At 71.9% G+C, this 16,736-nt stretch carries 16 protein-coding genes; 9 read left to right on the top strand and 7 right to left on the bottom strand.

Features of this window, described 5'->3' with window-relative positions; translation table 11 throughout:
* The 4 genes from ACIBBH_RS29355 to ACIBBH_RS29340 are packed head-to-tail and all read right to left on the bottom strand — an operon-like array spanning nucleotide 1 to nucleotide 3,480.
* Nucleotides 1-969 carry an NADH-quinone oxidoreductase subunit H gene (locus ACIBBH_RS29355; protein ID WP_399409704.1) on the bottom strand — a complete coding sequence of 323 codons (969 nt, stop codon included), beginning with the start codon at nucleotides 967-969 and terminating at the stop codon, nucleotides 1-3.
* On the bottom strand, nucleotides 966-2,477 hold the full coding sequence (locus ACIBBH_RS29350; RefSeq protein WP_399409702.1) for an NADH-quinone oxidoreductase subunit C: 1,512 nt from the start codon (nucleotides 2,475-2,477) through the stop codon (nucleotides 966-968). The genes ACIBBH_RS29355 and ACIBBH_RS29350 overlap by 4 nt, the downstream gene beginning before the upstream one ends.
* Nucleotides 2,474-3,085 carry an NADH-quinone oxidoreductase subunit B gene (locus ACIBBH_RS29345; protein WP_399409700.1) on the bottom strand — a complete coding sequence of 204 codons (612 nt, stop codon included), beginning with the start codon at nucleotides 3,083-3,085 and terminating at the stop codon, nucleotides 2,474-2,476. The genes ACIBBH_RS29350 and ACIBBH_RS29345 overlap by 4 nt, the downstream gene beginning before the upstream one ends.
* Nucleotides 3,076-3,480 (bottom strand): NADH-quinone oxidoreductase subunit A, encoded by a 405-nt coding sequence (locus tag ACIBBH_RS29340; protein WP_399409698.1) that lies wholly within the window; start codon nucleotides 3,478-3,480, stop codon nucleotides 3,076-3,078. Before ACIBBH_RS29340 ends, ACIBBH_RS29345 begins: the two co-directional genes overlap by 10 nt.
* A gap of 227 nt (nucleotides 3,481-3,707) precedes the next feature.
* Here ACIBBH_RS29340 and ACIBBH_RS29335 point away from each other — a divergent pair, with 227 nt between their 5' ends.
* The 8 genes from ACIBBH_RS29335 (at nucleotide 3,708) to ACIBBH_RS29300 (ending at nucleotide 13,068) form a co-directional block, all read left to right on the top strand.
* Nucleotides 3,708-4,898: a sensor histidine kinase gene (locus tag ACIBBH_RS29335; RefSeq protein WP_399409696.1), complete on the top strand. Its 1,191-nt coding sequence runs from the start codon at nucleotides 3,708-3,710 to the stop codon at nucleotides 4,896-4,898.
* Between the two features lie 112 nt (nucleotides 4,899-5,010).
* Entirely contained in the window at nucleotides 5,011-6,390 is a 1,380-nt protein-coding gene (locus tag ACIBBH_RS29330; protein WP_399409694.1) for a sensor histidine kinase, read from the top strand.
* A gap of 147 nt (nucleotides 6,391-6,537) precedes the next feature.
* Complete coding sequence (locus tag ACIBBH_RS29325; protein WP_399409787.1) at nucleotides 6,538-7,197, top strand: LuxR C-terminal-related transcriptional regulator; 660 nt, start codon at nucleotides 6,538-6,540, stop codon at nucleotides 7,195-7,197.
* Between the two features lie 208 nt (nucleotides 7,198-7,405).
* On the top strand, nucleotides 7,406-9,334 hold the full coding sequence (locus ACIBBH_RS29320; RefSeq protein WP_399409692.1) for a 2-oxoacid:acceptor oxidoreductase subunit alpha: 1,929 nt from the start codon (nucleotides 7,406-7,408) through the stop codon (nucleotides 9,332-9,334).
* The gene (locus ACIBBH_RS29315; RefSeq protein WP_399409691.1) at nucleotides 9,327-10,406 is read left to right on the top strand and encodes a 2-oxoacid:ferredoxin oxidoreductase subunit beta; all 1,080 of its coding nucleotides are present in this window, start codon (nucleotides 9,327-9,329) and stop codon (nucleotides 10,404-10,406) included. Before ACIBBH_RS29320 ends, ACIBBH_RS29315 begins: the two co-directional genes overlap by 8 nt.
* Before the next feature lie 180 nt (nucleotides 10,407-10,586).
* The gene (locus tag ACIBBH_RS29310) at nucleotides 10,587-11,441 is read left to right on the top strand and encodes an SDR family oxidoreductase (RefSeq protein WP_399409689.1); all 855 of its coding nucleotides are present in this window, start codon (nucleotides 10,587-10,589) and stop codon (nucleotides 11,439-11,441) included.
* Between the two features lie 137 nt (nucleotides 11,442-11,578).
* Complete coding sequence (rarD, locus tag ACIBBH_RS29305; RefSeq protein WP_399409688.1) at nucleotides 11,579-12,574, top strand: EamA family transporter RarD; 996 nt, start codon at nucleotides 11,579-11,581, stop codon at nucleotides 12,572-12,574.
* Nucleotides 12,575-12,603: 29 nt separating this feature from the next.
* On the top strand, nucleotides 12,604-13,068 hold the full coding sequence (locus ACIBBH_RS29300) for a VOC family protein (RefSeq protein WP_399409686.1): 465 nt from the start codon (nucleotides 12,604-12,606) through the stop codon (nucleotides 13,066-13,068).
* A gap of 4 nt (nucleotides 13,069-13,072) precedes the next feature.
* On the opposite strand, the gene ACIBBH_RS29295 is transcribed toward ACIBBH_RS29300, so the two are convergent.
* Nucleotides 13,073-14,071 carry a hypothetical protein gene (locus ACIBBH_RS29295; RefSeq protein WP_399409684.1) on the bottom strand — a complete coding sequence of 333 codons (999 nt, stop codon included), beginning with the start codon at nucleotides 14,069-14,071 and terminating at the stop codon, nucleotides 13,073-13,075.
* A 202-nt stretch (nucleotides 14,072-14,273) separates the two neighbouring features.
* Here ACIBBH_RS29295 and ACIBBH_RS29290 point away from each other — a divergent pair, with 202 nt between their 5' ends.
* Complete coding sequence (locus ACIBBH_RS29290; protein ID WP_399409682.1) at nucleotides 14,274-14,861, top strand: flavodoxin family protein; 588 nt, start codon at nucleotides 14,274-14,276, stop codon at nucleotides 14,859-14,861.
* 13 nt (nucleotides 14,862-14,874) lie between these two features.
* On the opposite strand, the gene ACIBBH_RS29285 is transcribed toward ACIBBH_RS29290, so the two are convergent.
* Both ACIBBH_RS29285 and ACIBBH_RS29280 read right to left on the bottom strand, forming a co-directional pair.
* Nucleotides 14,875-15,756: an ABC transporter permease gene (locus ACIBBH_RS29285; protein WP_399409680.1), complete on the bottom strand. Its 882-nt coding sequence runs from the start codon at nucleotides 15,754-15,756 to the stop codon at nucleotides 14,875-14,877.
* Nucleotides 15,743-16,717, bottom strand: coding sequence for an ABC transporter ATP-binding protein (locus tag ACIBBH_RS29280; protein WP_399409678.1), 975 nt, complete (start codon nucleotides 16,715-16,717; stop codon nucleotides 15,743-15,745). Before ACIBBH_RS29280 ends, ACIBBH_RS29285 begins: the two co-directional genes overlap by 14 nt.
* Nucleotides 16,718-16,736 lie beyond the last annotated feature (19 nt).

Below are 16,736 nucleotides of genomic sequence, written 5' to 3'. Positions count from 1 at the left end.
TTACGAGATCACCACCTTGACGATGCCGGTGAGGGCGATCTGGGCGAGGGAGAGGGGGACGAGGAGGGTCCAGGAGAGCTTCTGCAACTGGTCCTCGCGCAGACGGGGGTAGGTGACGCGGAGCCAGATGACGACGAAGGCGAGGATCGCGGTCTTCAGCAGGGTCCAGACCCAGCCGAGGCCGTCGGCGCCCAAGGGGCCGTGCCAGCCGCCCAGGAAGAGGACGGTGGTCAGGCCGCACAGGACGATGATCCCGGCGTACTCGGCGAGGAGGAACAGGGCGAAACGCAGGCCGGTGTACTCGGTGTACGCGCCGAAGATGATCTCCGAGTCGGCGACGGGCATGTCGAACGGCGGGCGCTGCAGCTCGGCCAGCCCGGCCACGAAGAAGACGACCGCGCCGACGAGCTGCCAGGGCAGCCACCACCAGTGGAAGGCGTGGAGGATGCCGGGGATCGACACGGTTCCCGCGGCCATCGCCACCGAGGCGGCGGTCAGGAGCATCGGGAGTTCGTAGGCGAGGAGCTGTGCGGCGGTGCGCAGGCCGCCGAGGAGGGAGAACTTGTTGGCGCTGGCCCAGCCGGCCATGAGCGAGCCGAGGACGCCGACGCCCATCACCGCGAGGACGAAGAACACGCCCGCGTCGAGGACCTGGCCGACGGCTCCTTCGCTCGGGCCGATCGGGATGGCGAGGAGCACCAGGAGGTACGGCAGGAGGGCCACGGCGGGGGCGAGCTGGAAGATGCGGCGGTCCGCGCCCGCCGGTACGACGTCCTCCTTCTGCGCGAACTTCACGCCGTCCGCGATGAGCTGGGCCCAGCCGTGGAAGCCGCCGGCGTACATCGGGCCGAGCCGGCCCTGCATGTGGGCCATCACCTTGTGCTCGGTCTGACCGACGATCAGAGGGAAGGTGAGGAAGACGACGAACACGACCAGGAGTCGCAGGGCGACGTCCAGCGCGTCGTTCACTGCGGGCCTCCTGAGGGATCGTTGGGGGCGGGGTCTTCGGCGGTGGGACTGCCGGGGGCGGTGCCGTCGGGGGCGTCCTCGGGCTTGGCCCCCTCGCGGGGGTCGGCTCCGGGCTCGGCATCCGGCTCGGCTTCCGCCGTGGGCTGGGGTTCGGCGCCGGGCGCGGACTCGGGCTCGGGCGCACGCTTGGCCCCGGGCCCGCGCTCGGCCTCCGGCTCACCGCCGGGCTCGGCCTCGGGCTCAGGCCCACGCTCGTCCTCCGGCTCACCAGAGGTGACCGCTCCGGACTCCGACGGTTCAGGAGCCGGCTCCGCGGGCGTGACCGCCTCAGGTGCCGCCCCCTTGGCCGGGGTCGCCTCCGGCGCATCCGGCGTCTCCGCCTCAGGTGCCGGTACCTCGGCGAGGGGCGCCTCGCGGGTCGGCTGCTCCGGTTGCCGCTTCGGGCCCGGCTTGTCCTCCGGTTCCTCGAAGGCTGGGCGGGCATGGTGCCAGGGGGCGTCCGAGCTGCGGGGAGTGGTGGAGCGCGGGGACGGCTGGGCGGACGTGCCGGGCGGTGTCGCCGTCGGTTCCGCCGAAGTCTCCTCCCCCGCCCGCTGCGAGGCGGACCCCTCACTCACACTCCGCGCCCGCCGCGGACCCGCCGAACCGGTGGCGCCCCCGGCACCCGCAGTCGCATCCCGCTGGCTCGCCGACCCGTCCGACGCGTTGCGTGCCCGGCGCGGTGTCTCCGCAGGGGCAGCCTCGGCGCCCGTGCCCACCGAGCCCGCGGCAGTCTCCGCCGCGGGAGCCGCCGAGGCCGCCGTCGCCGGGCCCTGGCTCACCGAGCCCTCCCCAGCCGTGCGCGTCCGCCGCACCGGCCGCTCCCCCGCCGCGCGCGCGGGCCGCTCACCGGCAGCCGCGCGTCCCGCGCCCCGGGCCGGGCGGGCCGGGGCCGGGGGGAGTTGGCCCTTGAGGGGGCCCCACTCGTTCGGGTCGGGGACTCCCGGGGGCAGCATCTGGCGGCGCTTGGGGCCGCCGTGGTCGGATTCGCCCGGTTCCTTGGCGCCGGGCCAGGCCTTGGCGACCCGTGCGGCCAGGACGAAGTCCTTCCGCAGGGGGTGGCCCTCGAAGTTCTCGGGGAGGAGGAGGTGGTCCAGGGCGGGGTGGCCCTCGAAGTGGACGCCGAACATCTCGTGCGTCTCGCGTTCGTGCCAGGCCGCGCCCGCGTAGACGCCGATGGCGGAGGCGAGCGTCGGGGCCTCGTGCGGGACCGTGGTGCGCAGCAGGAGGCGGCGGACCGGGGCGAGGGCGACGACGTGCGCACAGACGCGGAAGCCCGTGCCGGGTTCGTCGACCGCGCTCAGCCAGTCGAAGTAGGTGCAGGAGAGAGTCGTACGCGCCGTCCGCAACGCCGGGATCCAGGACGAGGGCGGTACGTCGACCGTCAGTACCGCGTACGACTCCTCTGCCGTGGCCTCCGTACCGAAGAGGTCCTCGACGGGGGCCGGGAGCCAGCCGACCGTGGTCATCGGGCGTCACCCTCCCGTGCGGCCGGGGGCCGGACCAGGCCGCTCTGGAGCGCTGCCGTAGAGGGGCGCGGGGCCGCGCCGGAGCCGTACCGCTCCCCGAGCGACTCCTGGGCGATCTTCTCCTGGAGCTTGAGGATGCCCTGGAGGAGAGCCTCGGGGCGGGGCGGGCAGCCGGGGACGTACACGTCGACCGGGATGATCTGGTCGACGCCCTTCGTCACCGAGTACGAGTCCCAGTACGGCCCGCCGCAGTTGCTGCACGCGCCGAAGGAGATGACGTACTTCGGCTCGGGCATCTGCTCGTACAGGCGCTTGACGGCCGGGGCCATCTTGTCCGTGACCGTGCCGGAGACCACCATCAGGTCGGCCTGGCGCGGGCCCGGTGCGAAGGGGATGACGCCGAGGCGGATGAAGTCGTGGCGGGCCATGGACGCGGCGATGAACTCGATCGCGCAGCAGGCGAGGCCGAAGTTGAAGACCCACAGCGAGTAGCGGCGGCCCCAGTTCAGGACCACTTTCATCGGTTCGGGGGCCAGCCGGGCGAGTGCGCCCAGCCGCTTCGGCTCCGGGAGCGGAACAGGCTCGGAAGGAGTGGGGGTCACGTCCATGCCAGGACGCCCTTCTTGTATGCGTACAGCAGGCCCACGGCGAGGAAGCCGAGGAAGATGAACATCTCCACCAGCGTCGTCGCGCCGTAGCCGGGGGCGGCGAAGATCGTCGCCCAGGGGAAGAGGAAGATCGAGTCGACCGCAAAGATCACGTACAGGAAGGCGTAGACGTAGTAGCGGACCTGGGTGTGGGCCCAGCCCTCGCCGACGGGGTCGACGCCGCACTCGTAGGTCAGCATTTTCTCCGGCGTGGGGACGACCGGCCGCAGCAGGCGGCCCGCCCCGAAGGCGACCGCGACGAACAGCACGCCGACGAGTGCGAGCAGTCCCACGACCGAATAGGACTGGAAGTAGTCCGCCGCGACGACGGCCGAGTCCCCCAACGTCTCCCGCAACGTGCGTCCCTCGCTCCCTGACCTGGTGCCCCTGGCGATCCGTGAACCGTGGTGGTTGACGTGATTCGACGATGTGTACGCACGGGAGTCTAGGCCCTGATAAAGAGAGGGTAAGCAGCCTGTCACGCGATGAGACGGGCGGGGCCCGCTGGGGTGGGGTTTTCCCCCGTGCGCGGGGGCGGCGGACCTCATGGCGCGGCGGCGCGGGGCACGGCACGCTAGCCCGTATGACCGCACCCGGGCCCAGTGCCGACGACGACCGCCTGCCGCCGGCGCGCTTCGCCTACGACAAGCACACCTGGAAGGAGATCGCGCATCTTCTGGCGAACCTGCCGGTGGCGATCCTCGGCTTCACCTACGTCTTCGCCGTGCTGCTGGTCAGCGGCATCCTGACGCTGACCGTGGTCGGGATCCCGCTGCTCGCGGCGAGCCTGCTGGGCGCGCGGCTGCTGGGGAAACTGGAGCGGCGCCGGGCGCGGGCGCTGCTCGGGGTGCGCGTGGAGGAGCCGAGTCCGCTGCCGCTCAGGAAGAGCGGCGGGCTGGTCCCGCGGCTGTGGATGGCGCTGAAGGACCCGGTGGGGTGGCGGACGCTGCTGTACGACGTGATCCGGCTGCCCTGGGGCATCGTCACCTTCGTCACCACGGTGACCTCGCTGTTCGTGTTGTGGCCGGTGCTGCCGTTCATCGCTCGGGGGCTGGCGAACGCGGACCGGGCGATGGTGCGCGGCCTGCTGTCGCCGTCGGACGAACTCGAACGCCGCATCGCCGAACTGGAGTCCGATCGCGGGGTCGTGGTGGACACGGCGGCGGCCGACCTGCGGCGCATCGAGCGCGATCTGCACGACGGGGCGCAGGCCCGCCTGGTCAACCTGGCGATGGGGCTCGGCCTGGCCAAGGAGAAGCTGCTGGAGGGCCAGGCCGACGAACACGTCGCGGCGATGGTCGAGGAGGCGCACGGCGAGGTGAAGCTGGCCCTCCAGGAGCTGCGCGACCTCGCGCGGGGCATCCATCCCGCCGTCCTGACCGACCGCGGCCTGGACGCCGCCCTGTCCTCGGTCGCCTCCCGCTGCACGGTGCCGGTGAAGGTGACCGCGGATCTGACGGAGCGGCCGGCCGCCGCCATCGAGGGCATCGCCTACTTCACCGTCTCCGAGCTGCTGCAGAACGTCAGCAAGCACAGCGGGGCGAGGTCCGCCTCGGTCGAGGTGTGGCGCTCGGCGGACCGGCTGCTGATCCAGGTCCGGGACGACGGCCGCGGTGGCGCGCGCCTGGACGGCGGCACCGGGATGCGGGGGCTGGCGGACCGGCTGGGCGCGGTCGACGGGCTGTTCGTCGTCGATTCGCCGCCGGGCGGCCCGACCACCGTCACCGCGGAGCTGCCCTGGCGGGACCGGACGGAGCCCCCCGGCCAGGGGTAGGGAAAACCCCCCGCCGAAGACGCCGACGGCCTCCATGGCCCGCCGACCTGCGGCGCAGCAGTCTGGACCTACGGCAACACAGCCGCCGGACGAGGAGAACGGGACGACGCCGATGGCCACGGAGTACGGACGGGAGTACGGGGAGCGGTACGGGCGCCGCAGCGGGCCCGGACACCACGGCACGGACGACTGGGAGGACCCCCGGCACCGCCCGCACCGGCTGCCCGCCGCGCTGCGGGCGCCCGTCGAGGCGCGCAGCCGGCGTGAGCTCGGCTACGTCCTGCTGAGCCTGCCGATCGCCGTTCTGACCTTCACCTACGCCGTGACGATGGTGGCCCTCGGCGCGGGCCTGCTGGTGACGTTCCTCGGCATCCCGGTGCTGGCCGCCGCGCTGGCGGGATGCCGGGGCCTGGGGACGCTGGAGCGGGCGCGGGCGCGCGGGCTGCTCCACCTGGAGGTGGCCGACCCGGAGCCGCTGCGGGTGCGCGGGAACGGCCCGACGGCCTGGATGGGCGCGGTCCTGAAGAGCGGCGCCTCCTGGCGGCACCTGCTGTACGCGCTGCTGCACTTCCCGTGGGCGGTGTTCTCCTTCGTCGTCGCCGTCAGCTTCTGGGCGTACGGCTGGGCGATGCTCACGTACCCGCTGTGGTTCTGGCTGTTCCCCCTGTACGGCGGGCAGGGCGGCCTCCAGCTGTACGGCGACGCGGACCACAGCGTCTACCTCGACAACCCGTTCGAGATCATGGTGACCGCGCTGGTCGGCCTGCTGTTCACGCTGGCCACGCCGTGGATCGTACGGGCGCTGACCCTGGTGGACCGGCTCATGGTGCTGGGGCTGCTCGGGCCGTCGCGGCTGGCGGAACGGGTGGTGGAGCTGGAGTCGGACCGGGGTGTCGTGGTCGACACGGCGGCGGCCGACCTGCGGCGCATCGAGCGGGACCTGCACGACGGGGCGCAGGCGCGGCTGGTGGCGCTGGCCATGGATCTGGGGCTGGCGAAGGAGAAGCTCGCCGAGGACCCGAAGGCGGCCGCCCGGATGGTCGAGGACGCGCACGGCGAGGTGAAGACGGCGCTCCAGGAGCTGCGCGACCTCGCACGGGGCATCCATCCCGCCGTCCTGACCGACCGCGGTCTGGACGCCGCCCTGTCCTCGGTCGCCTCCCGCTGCACGGTGCCCGTACAGGTCGAGGTGGACCTCGGCGAGCGGCCGGCCCCCGCCATCGAGGGCATCGCCTACTTCACCGTCTGCGAGCTGCTGCAGAACGTCAGCAAGCACGCCCGGGCCACGAGGGCCGCGGTGGACGTGTGGCGGTCGGAGGACCGGCTGATGCTCCAGGTCGTGGACGACGGGGTCGGCGGAGCCGACGTGGCCGCCGGGTCGGGGCTGGCCGGGCTGGCCGAGCGGCTGGACGCGGTGGACGGGATCCTCGTGGTCGACTCGCCGGCCGGAGGGCCCACCCGGGTGACGGCGGAGCTGCCCTGGCGCCGCTGACCGCCCGCACCTCTCGGCCGTGCCCGGGTAATCCCCTCGTCCGGGCACGGTCCGCTCCCGATGCTGGAATGCTGGACCTTCGTACGAAGGAGTACGAACGGACAGGCACTCGGGGTTGCGGGGGGCCGGAAGATCGTGGAGGACAGGGTGCGGGTGGTCATCGCCGAGGATTCAGTGCTGCTCAGGGAGGGCCTGACCCGGTTGCTGACCGATCGCGGGCACGAGGTCGTCGCCGGGGTGGGGGACGCCGACGCGCTGATCAAGACCATCGCGGACCTGGACGCGCAGGGCACGCTGCCCGATGTGGTGGTCGCGGATGTACGGATGCCGCCGACGCACACCGACGAGGGCGTCCGGGCCGCCGTCAGGCTGCGCAAGGCGCACCCCGGACTCGGGGTGCTGGTGCTGTCACAGTACGTGGAGGAGCGCTACGCCACCGAACTGCTGGCCGGTTCCAGTCACGGCGTCGGCTACCTGCTCAAGGACCGGGTCGCCGAGGTGCGCGAGTTCGTGGATGCGGTGGTGCGGGTGGCCGGGGGCGGTACGGCCCTGGACCCCGAGGTGGTCGCCCAGCTGCTCGGGCGCAGCCGCAAGCAGGACGTGCTCGCGGGGCTCACCCCGCGCGAGCGGGAGGTGCTCGGGCTGATGGCCGAGGGCCGGACGAACTCGGCGATCGCCAAGCAGCTGGTGGTCAGCGACGGAGCCGTGGAGAAGCACGTCAGCAACATCTTCCTCAAGCTCGGTCTGTCGCAGAGCGACGGCGACCACCGGCGTGTGCTGGCCGTCCTCACCTACCTGAACTCCTGACGGAGCGCGGGGTACCCGTGTCCCGGAACGGAAAAAGGCGCCTCGGGATGCGAGGAAGGCGTCTCGGATACCGAAACGGGCGTCGCGAATCGCCCTTCATCATGCGAATGACCGAGGGAAGGCGACCCTAAGCGACGTAGGGTTGATCCTGGGAAGGTCCGCGGGACGACCACGCCCCGGACAGCCGCCTCGAAGGAGGTCCAGTTCAGTGACCAGCCAGGTCAGCAGCGCAGCGGAACAGTCCGACGGAGCCGTCGTAGGAGAGCAGCGCAAACCGGCGGGGACGAAGGACGTCCGCCGGCTCGACCGAGTGATCATCCGGTTCGCGGGGGACTCGGGTGACGGTATGCAGCTCACCGGTGACCGGTTCACCTCGGAGACGGCGTCCTTCGGCAACGACCTGTCCACGCTGCCGAACTTCCCCGCCGAGATCCGCGCCCCCGCAGGCACCCTGCCGGGCGTGTCCTCGTTCCAGCTGCACTTCGCCGACCACGACATCCTCACGCCCGGCGACGCCCCCAACGTGCTCGTCGCGATGAACCCGGCCGCGCTGAAGGCGAACATCGGCGACCTGCCGCGCGGCGCGGAGATCATCGTCAACACCGACGAGTTCACCAAGCGGGCCATGCAGAAGGTGGGGTACCAGACGTCGCCGCTCGAGGACGGCTCCCTGGACGGCTACAGCCTTCACCCGGTGCCGCTGACGACGCTGACGGTGGAGGCGCTCAAGGAGTTCGACCTGTCCCGCAAGGAGGCCGAGCGCAGCAAGAACATGTTCGCGCTGGGTCTGCTGTCGTGGATGTACCACCGGCCGACGGAGGGCACGGAGAAGTTCCTGAAGTCGAAGTTCGCGAAGAAGCCGGACATCGCGGCGGCGAACATCGCGGCGTTCCGGGCGGGCTGGAACTTCGGTGAGACGACGGAGGACTTCGCGGTCTCCTACGAGGTGGCGCCGGCGGCCAAGGCGTTCCCGGTGGGCACCTACCGCAACATCTCCGGCAACCTCGCCCTGGCGTACGGCCTGGTCGCCGCCTCCCGGCAGGCGGATCTGCCGCTGTTCCTGGGCTCGTACCCGATCACGCCCGCCTCGGACATCCTGCACGAGCTGTCCAAGCACAAGAACTTCGGCGTGCGCACCTTCCAGGCGGAGGACGAGATCGCGGGCATCGGCGCGGCGCTGGGGGCGGCCTTCGGCGGATCGCTGGCGGTGACGACGACCTCCGGTCCGGGGGTGGCCCTCAAGAGCGAGACGATCGGTTTGGCGGTGTCGCTGGAGCTGCCGCTGCTGGTGGTGGACATTCAGCGGGGCGGGCCGTCGACCGGGTTGCCGACCAAGACCGAGCAGGCGGATCTGCTGCAGGCGATGTACGGCCGCAACGGTGAGGCCCAGGTCCCGGTGGTCGCGCCTCGCACCCCCGCCGACTGCTTCGACGCCGCGCTGGAGGCCGCCCGCATCGCGCTCACCTACCGCACTCCGGTGATGCTGCTGTCGGACGGCTACCTCGCCAACGGCTCCGAGCCCTGGCGCATCCCCGAACTGGAGGAACTGCCGGACCTGAGCGTGCAGTTCGCGTCCGGGCCCAACCACACGCTGGACGACGGCACCGAGGTCTTCTGGCCCTACAAGCGCGACCCGCAGACCCTGGCCCGCCCCTGGGCGATCCCGGGTACGCCGGGGCTGGAGCACCGGATCGGCGGGATCGAGAAGCAGGACGGCACCGGGAACATCTCCTACGCCCCGGCCAACCACGACTTCATGGTCCGCACCCGGCAGGCGAAGGTCGACGGCATCGACGTCCCCGACATCGAGGTCGACGACCCGCACGAGGCGAGCATCCTGGTGCTGGGCTGGGGCTCCACGTACGGGCCGATCACGGCCGCCGTACGCCGGCTGCGGGCGGCCGGGGAGTCCATCGCGCAGGCGCATCTGCGCCACCTCAACCCCTTCCCCCGCAACCTGGGTGCGGTGCTGCACAGATACGGCAAGGTGGTGATCCCCGAGATGAACCTCGGTCAGCTCGCCACTCTCATCCGGGCGAAGTACCTGGTCGACGCCCACTCCTACAACCAGGTCAACGGCATGCCGTTCAAGGCCGAACAGCTCGCCACGGCGCTCAAGGAGGCCATCGATGGCTGAGACGTCCACGGAAGGCACGGGCACGATCGAGGCGCTCTCCCTCGTGCCGAAGGCCGAGGCCAGGCAGTCGATGAAGGACTTCAAGTCCGACCAGGAGGTCCGCTGGTGCCCCGGCTGCGGGGACTACGCGATCCTGGCCGCCGTGCAGGGGTTCATGCCGGAACTGGGCCTGGCGAAGGAGAACATCGTCTTCGTCTCCGGGATCGGCTGCTCCTCCCGGTTCCCGTACTACATGAACACCTACGGGATGCACTCCATCCACGGCCGCGCCCCCGCCATCGCCACCGGCCTGGCCACCACCCGCCGGGATCTGAGCGTGTGGGTGGTCACCGGTGACGGCGACGCGCTGTCGATCGGCGGCAACCACCTCATCCACGCCCTGCGCCGCAACGTCAACCTCAAGATCCTGCTGTTCAACAACCGGATCTACGGCCTGACGAAGGGCCAGTACTCGCCGACCTCCGAAGTCGGCAAGATCACCAAGTCCACCCCGATGGGCTCCCTCGACGCTCCCTTCAACCCCGTGTCCCTGGCGATCGGCGCGGAGGCGTCCTTCGTGGCGCGCACCATCGACTCCGACCGCAAGCACCTCACCGAGGTCCTGCGCGCCGCCGCCGCCCACCCCGGCACCGCGCTGATCGAGATCTACCAGAACTGCAACATCTTCAACGACGGCGCCTTCGACGCCCTCAAGGACAAGCAGCAGGCCCAGGAGGCCGTGATCCGCCTGGAGCACGGCCGGCCGATCCGCTTCGGACCCGACGGCACCCGCGGGGTCGTACGCGACCGGCACACCGGTGACCTGAAGGTCGTCACCGTGACGCCCGACAACGAGGCCGACGTCCTCGTCCACGACGCCCACGCCGCCTCCTCCACCACCGCCTTCGCCCTGTCGCGGCTGGCCGACCCCGACACCCTCCACCACACCCCCATCGGTGTCCTCCGGTCCGTCGACCGCCCGGTCTACGACAACCAGATGGCCGACCAGCTCGACGCGGCCGTCGAACAGCAGGGCAAGGGCGACCTGGCGGCGCTGCTGGCAGGCGGCGACACCTGGACGGTCGTCGGCTGACGAAAGCGACGGTTCACCAGGCCCGGGGCTGCAGGTCCCGGGCCTCGTCGTTGACCCGGCGGCTCCTCCCCCGACCTACTTACCAAGGCGCCAGTACCTTACTTCAAGGTGGGTACTTTCGCACAGTTAGCGCTTCTCCTAGGGTTAGCAGTCGACGCACCCCACAAGGAGACGCAGATCATGAGCATCGTTGTCACCGGAGCCACCGGCCGGCTGGGCCGCCATGTCGTGGAGCAGCTGCTGGAGAAGGTTCCGGCCGAGCAGATCACCGCGGTGGTCCGCACCCCGGAGAAGGCCGCCGGCCTCGCCGAGCGGGGTGTACGGATCGCGGTCGCCGACTACAACGCCCCGGAAACCTTCGACGGCCTCTTCGCCGCCGGCGACAAGGTGCTGCTGGTCTCGGGCAACGAGTTCGACAAGGGCCGCGTCCAGCAGCACCAGGTCGTCATCGACGCCGCCAGGGCGGCCGGTGTCGCGCTCCTCGCCTACACCAGCGCCCCGGGCACCCTGACCGCCGCGCTCGCCGACGACCACCGCGGCACCGAGCAGGCGCTGCTGGCCTCCGGCCTGCCGTACGCGCTGCTGCGCAACGGCTGGTACCACGAGAACCACACCGAGAACCTCGCCCCGGTGCTCGAGCACGGCGCGGTCGTCCAGGCCGCCGGTGACGGCCGGGTCTCCTCCGCCTCCCGCGCCGACTACGCGGCCGCCGCGGTCGCGGTGCTGACCGGCGAGGGTCACGAGAACAAGACCTACGAGTTGGGCGGCGACGAGGCGTGGAGCTTCGCCGAGTACGCGGCCGAGCTGAGCCGGCAGACCGGCAGGGAGATCGCCTACCGCCCCGTCTCCGTCGAGGCCTTCGAGGGCATCCTGGCCGGCGCCGGCCTGCCGGGTCCGCTCGCCGCGATCCTGGCGGGCGTGGAGGCGTCCGTCGAGAAGGGCGAGCTGGTCGTCTCCACCGGCGACCTCTCCCGCCTGACCGGCCGGCCGACCACCCCGCTCGCCGAGGCGATCAGCGCCGCGCTCAAGGGCTGAACTCCCCCCGGCCCGAGCCCTTGGACCTCCGACCCCCGCCTGTCATGACCGTATAGCAATACGGGCATGACAGGCGGGGGTGTCCGGCGTTACCTTCGTGCAGGCGGACAGGACGTACGGAGTGAGCTGGAGGGACCGTGGGCGGGGAGTCGAGGGGTGAGCGGCGGACAGGTCTGCTGAACGGCTTCGCGGCGTACGGGATGTGGGGCCTCGTGCCCCTGTTCTGGCCGCTGCTGAAGCCCGCCGGCGCGGTGGAGATCCTCGCGCACCGGATGGTGTGGTCCCTCGTCTTCGTCGCCGTCGCGCTGCTCGTCGTACGGCGCTGGGCCTGGGCCGGTGAGCTGCTGCGGCAGCCGCGGCGGCTGGCGCTGGTCGCGGTCGCGGCCGGGGTGATCACCGTCAACTGGGGCGTGTACATCTGGTCCGTGAACAGCGGCCATGTCGTCGAGGCCTCGCTGGGCTACTTCATCAACCCCCTGGTCACCATAGCGATGGGCGTGCTGATCCTGAAGGAGCGGCTGCGGCCCGCGCAGTGGCTGGCGGTCGGCGTCGGCTTCGCGGCGGTGGTCGTCCTCACCGTCGGCTACGGGAGGCCGCCGTGGATCTCGCTCTGCCTCGCCTTCTCCTTCGCCACGTACGGGCTGGTGAAGAAGAAGGTCAACCTCGGCGGCATCGAGTCGCTGGCCGCCGAGACCGCGATCCAGTTCCTGCCCGCGCTCGGCTATCTGCTGTGGCTGACCGAGCACGGCGACTCGACGTTCAGCACCGGCGGCGCCGGGCACGCCGCGCTGCTCGCCTCGACAGGCGTCGTCACCGCCCTGCCGCTGGTCTGCTTCGGGGCGGCCGCGATCCGGGTGCCGCTGTCCACACTCGGCCTGCTGCAGTACCTGGCGCCCGTCTTCCAGTTCCTGCTGGGCATCCTGTACTTCCACGAGGCCATGCCGCCCGAGCGCTGGGCGGGCTTCGCGCTGGTCTGGCTGGCGCTGACCCTGCTCACCTGGAACGCGCTGCGCACCGCGCGCCGCGCGGCCCGGGCGCTTGCCGCCAGGACCGGGACCGCCGCTCCGGCGGACGCCGTGGTACGGCAACCGGAGGGCGTGACCTCCAACCCCGAGGCGGAACCGGCCTCCTGACGAGCCGCGGTCGGCTATATCTGGTCGGCATGACACAGACGCCCGCACCCCTGCACTGGAAACTCGTCGTCGACGCCGCCGACCCGCACGCACAGGCCGACTTCTGGGCCGCCGCGCTGCACTACGAGGCCGAGGACAACAGCGCGTTCGTCGAGCGGCTGCTGGAGCTCGGCGCGCTGCCGGGCGAGGCCACCGTGGAGTACCACGGCCGCCCGGCCTTCCGGGACCTGATCGCCGTACGGCACCCCGACGACCCGTACGACAAGGAGCGCGGCACCGGGCTCGGGCGGCGACTGCTGTTCCAGCGTGTGCCGGAGACCAAGACCGGCAAGAACCGGCTGCACCTCGATCTGCACCCCGGCGAGGGGCGGCGCGATGCCGAGGTCGAGCGGCTGACGGGGCTGGGGGCCCAGGTGCTGCGGCGGGTGAAGGAGCCCGCCGGGGAGTGGGTGGTGATGGCCGACCCCGAGGGAAACGAGTTCTGCGTGCAGTAGGCCCTCAGCCGCCTGACGCCTTGGCGGCGCGGTCCGTCAGGCGGACCATGCGGGCGCGGGCCGACTCCAGCCGCTCCCGGTCGTCGGCCGCCGGGCCCGGCTCGGCGGTGAGCTCCGTCCACAGCTCGATCAGGTCCCGCCCGAGGCGCAGGCCGTGCTCCGGGTCGCGCACCGCGCGCCAGGCGGTGGCCGCGCTCTGGACGTTGCCGTAGGCGGCGTCCGCGTTCCGGGCGCGGTGGTGGATGCGGGCCAGGTCGAGGGAGAGGTGGAAGGCGCGCAGCGGGTCGTCGGCCAGGTAGGCGATGTAGGCGGTCAGTTCGCGCAGGCGGAGCACCTCGGGGTGGCCGGCGCCGAGCATGCTGGACGCCTCGGCGACGGTGCGTTCGGCGAGTTCCGCCGCCGTCGCGATCCGGCCCTCCGTGACGGCCTCGTTGATCCGCGTCATCGGTTCGGTGAGCAGCGCGGCGCCCTCCGCGGTGGCGGTGACCGGGCCGTCGCCGAGGACCGCTTCGGCGACGGCGTCGAAGCCTCGGGCGGGCGTGTGCCGGAGGCCGGGGTCGGACTCCGGAACGAGGTCCGGCACCGGCTGCGGCTCGGGCCGGGGCTGGGGCGGGAGCGTGTCCCGGCGGGGCGGCTGAGGGGTGGCGCTCCGGGACGGCTGCTCGCAGGGGGTGGCCCGGGGCGGCTGCTGGGAGGTGGCGGTCCGTCCGCGCAGTTCCGGCTCGCCCGTGAAGCGGCTGGCGCCGTCCACGTCCACCTCCAGGGGGACGACGCAGCCGACGCGGTCGTCGTGGACCGTGGCGTGCACGGGCCGGCCGAGGCTGATGGCGAGACGCTGCAGGTGGTCCAGGACGGCCTGCTGGATCTCCTGGCCGGGGGCCGCCACGACCGCCACCCCGTCCACGGACGCACTGCCCGAGCCCGAGACGCGCACGTCGACCGGGGCCGCCGGGTGTACTTCGCTCCACTGGTCCCGCTTCTTCTCGAAGCTGAGTCGAGCCATCGGTTTCCTCACTCCCCGGCGTCGCGATCCACTCGTACGCGTCCCTACCCTCGAGTCTCTCCGCTCCACCCCGGCTCCCACGTCACCACGACGTCACAGCCTCGCACCAGCCGGACGGGACCGGACGACACCCCAGGTGATTGCGCATGCATATAATGCAGGTGCTTTTATTTCCGCGGTACGCCGATCACCTGGGGGACCCATGACCCGCCGCTTCCTGTTCGTGCTGGGCAGCGCCCGCGCCGAAGGCAACACCGAGCTGCTGGCGCGCACGGCCGCCGAACAACTGCCCGGCGACGTCGAGCAGCAGTGGATCAGCCTGGCCGAGCACCGGCTGCCCGACTTCGTGGACCTGCGGCACGACAGCGACCATGTACGGCCGCCCGCCGACTCCAGCACGGGCCTGCTGCTGGAGGCGACGCTCGCGGCGACGGACATCGTGATCGCCTCGCCGCTGTACTGGTACTCGGTGTCCGGCCTCACCAAGCGCTACCTCGACCACTGGTCCGCCTGGCTGCGCACCCCCGGCCTCGACTTCAAGGCCACCCTGGCCGGGCGCACGCTGTGGGGCATCACCGCTCTGGCCGACCGGGAGCCGTCGGTGGCGGACCCGCTCGTCGGCACGCTCAACAACTCGGCCGCGTACATGGGGATGCGCTTCGGCGGAGTACTGCTCGGCAACGGCAGCGCGCCCGGAGACGTACGCAAGGACACCGAGGCGCTGGCCCGGGCGAAGACGTTCCTCGCCGGCGAGGCGCCCCTCGCGCGCTTCCCGTACCAGGACCGCTGAGCGCCCCCGCCCGCTACGCCGTGATGTCCTTCGCCGTGAACCGCGCCCAGGCCGCCGAGCCGAACACCGCCGCGTACAGGGCCTGCAGACCGAGGTTCTTCACCAGGTCGTCCCAGTAGACCGGATCACGCATCAGGTCGGCGAAGGACAGCCAGTAGTGGGAGAAGAAGTACGGCCGCATCGCGTGCAGTTGGGGTATCTGGTCGAGGATCTGGACGGTGATGAGCAGGCCGACCGTGGTCGCCATGGCCGCGATACCGCTGCCCGTCAGCGTGGAGATGAACAGGCCGAGCGCCGCGACGCCGACCAGGGAAGCGGCGACGACCAGGGCGATCAGCAGCGCCCGGCCGAGGCCCTCGGTGAAGCTGATCTGTGTGCCCGAGATGGTCGTCAGGTCGCCGAGCGGAAACAGCAGCGCGCCCACTATGAGAGCCGAGACGGCTACGACCAAGGTGGCGACCAGACAGAAGACCACCGTGGTGGCGTACTTGGTGAGCAGCAGACGGGTCCGGCCGGCCGGAGCCACCAGGAGATAGCGCAGGGTCCCGGCGCCGGCCTCGCCCGCGATCGCGTCGCCCGCCACCACACCGATCGCCATCGGCAGGAAGAACGGCAGCGTCGCCGCCAGCGCCGTGAACACCAGGAAGAGCCCGTTGTTGGTGATCTGGGCGATGAACGCCGGGCCGTCGCCCCCGCCGCCCCGGCCGCCCGCCGACGAGCCGCCCCGCGTCTCGATCCTCACGGCCACCCCGACCAGCACCGGCACGGCGGCCAGCACGCCCAGCAACGCGAGCGTGCGCCAGCGCCGGAAGGTGACGGCCAGTTCGTTGCGCAGCAGGCCGAAGGTCCACAGCGGGGTGGGACGGCGTACGGCCACTGCCTCAGCCCGCGACATCGAAGCCCTCCCCCGTCAGCGCCACGAACGCATCCTCCAGCGAGGCCCGTTCCATCCCGAAGCCGCGCACCCGCACGCCGGCCTTCACCAGCGCCGCGTTCAGCTCGGCCAGGTCACGCTCGGGCGGCTCGCCGCTCACCCGGTCCTCCGCGACAACGACATCCCCGGCCCCCTGCTCCTTCAGCACCCGGGCCGCGTCGCCCGTGTCCGGTGTGGTGACCACGAGCCGCCCGCGTGTCCCGGCCGCCAGGTCGGCCACCGGGCCCTGGGTGATCAGCCGGCCCTGGGCCATCACCGCGGCGTGGGTGCACACCTGCTCGATCTCGTCGAGGAGGTGGGAGGAGAGGAACACGGTCGTGCCGTCCGAGGCCAGCTCCCGCACCAGGGCCCGGATCTCCCGCATGCCCTGCGGGTCGAGCCCGTTGGTCGGCTCGTCCAGGACGAGCAGCCTGCGCGGCTGGAGCAGTGCGGCGGCCAGGCCCAGGCGCTGCTTCATGCCCAGGGAGTACGCCTTCGCCTTCTTGCCCGCGGCGGCCGTCAGGCCCACCCGGTCCAGCGCCGCCGCGACACGGGCACGCCGGGTGCGCGGGTCGGCGGTCGGGTCGGCGGCGTCGTACCGCAGCAGGTTGTCGCGGCCGGTGAGGAAGCCGTACAGAGCCGGTCCCTCAATGAGCGCGCCGACCTGCGGGAGCACGGCGCGCGCGGCGCGGGGCACGGGACGTCCCAGGACGCGGGCCGTGCCGGAGGTGGGCTCGATCAGGCCCATCAGCATGCGGATGGTGGTGGTCTTGCCGGAGCCGTTCGGACCGAGGAAGCCGAAGACGCTGCCCGCCGGGACGGTCAGGTCGAGGCCGTCGACGGCGAGCTGTCCGCCGCGGTAGCGCTTGGTGAGCGCGCGGGTGTGGATGACGCTGTCACCCGCGCCTCGCGTGGCCTGCTCCGCGGCGGACGGTTCGTCCATCGGCTCCCCCGATTCGTCG

It is taken from the genome of Streptomyces sp. NPDC051636 (assembly GCF_044453765.1).
GTDB lineage: Bacteria > Actinomycetota > Actinomycetes > Streptomycetales > Streptomycetaceae > Streptomyces.
The sequence above is the reverse complement of the archived record's forward strand: the minus strand, read 5'-3'. Positions and strand labels throughout refer to the sequence as shown.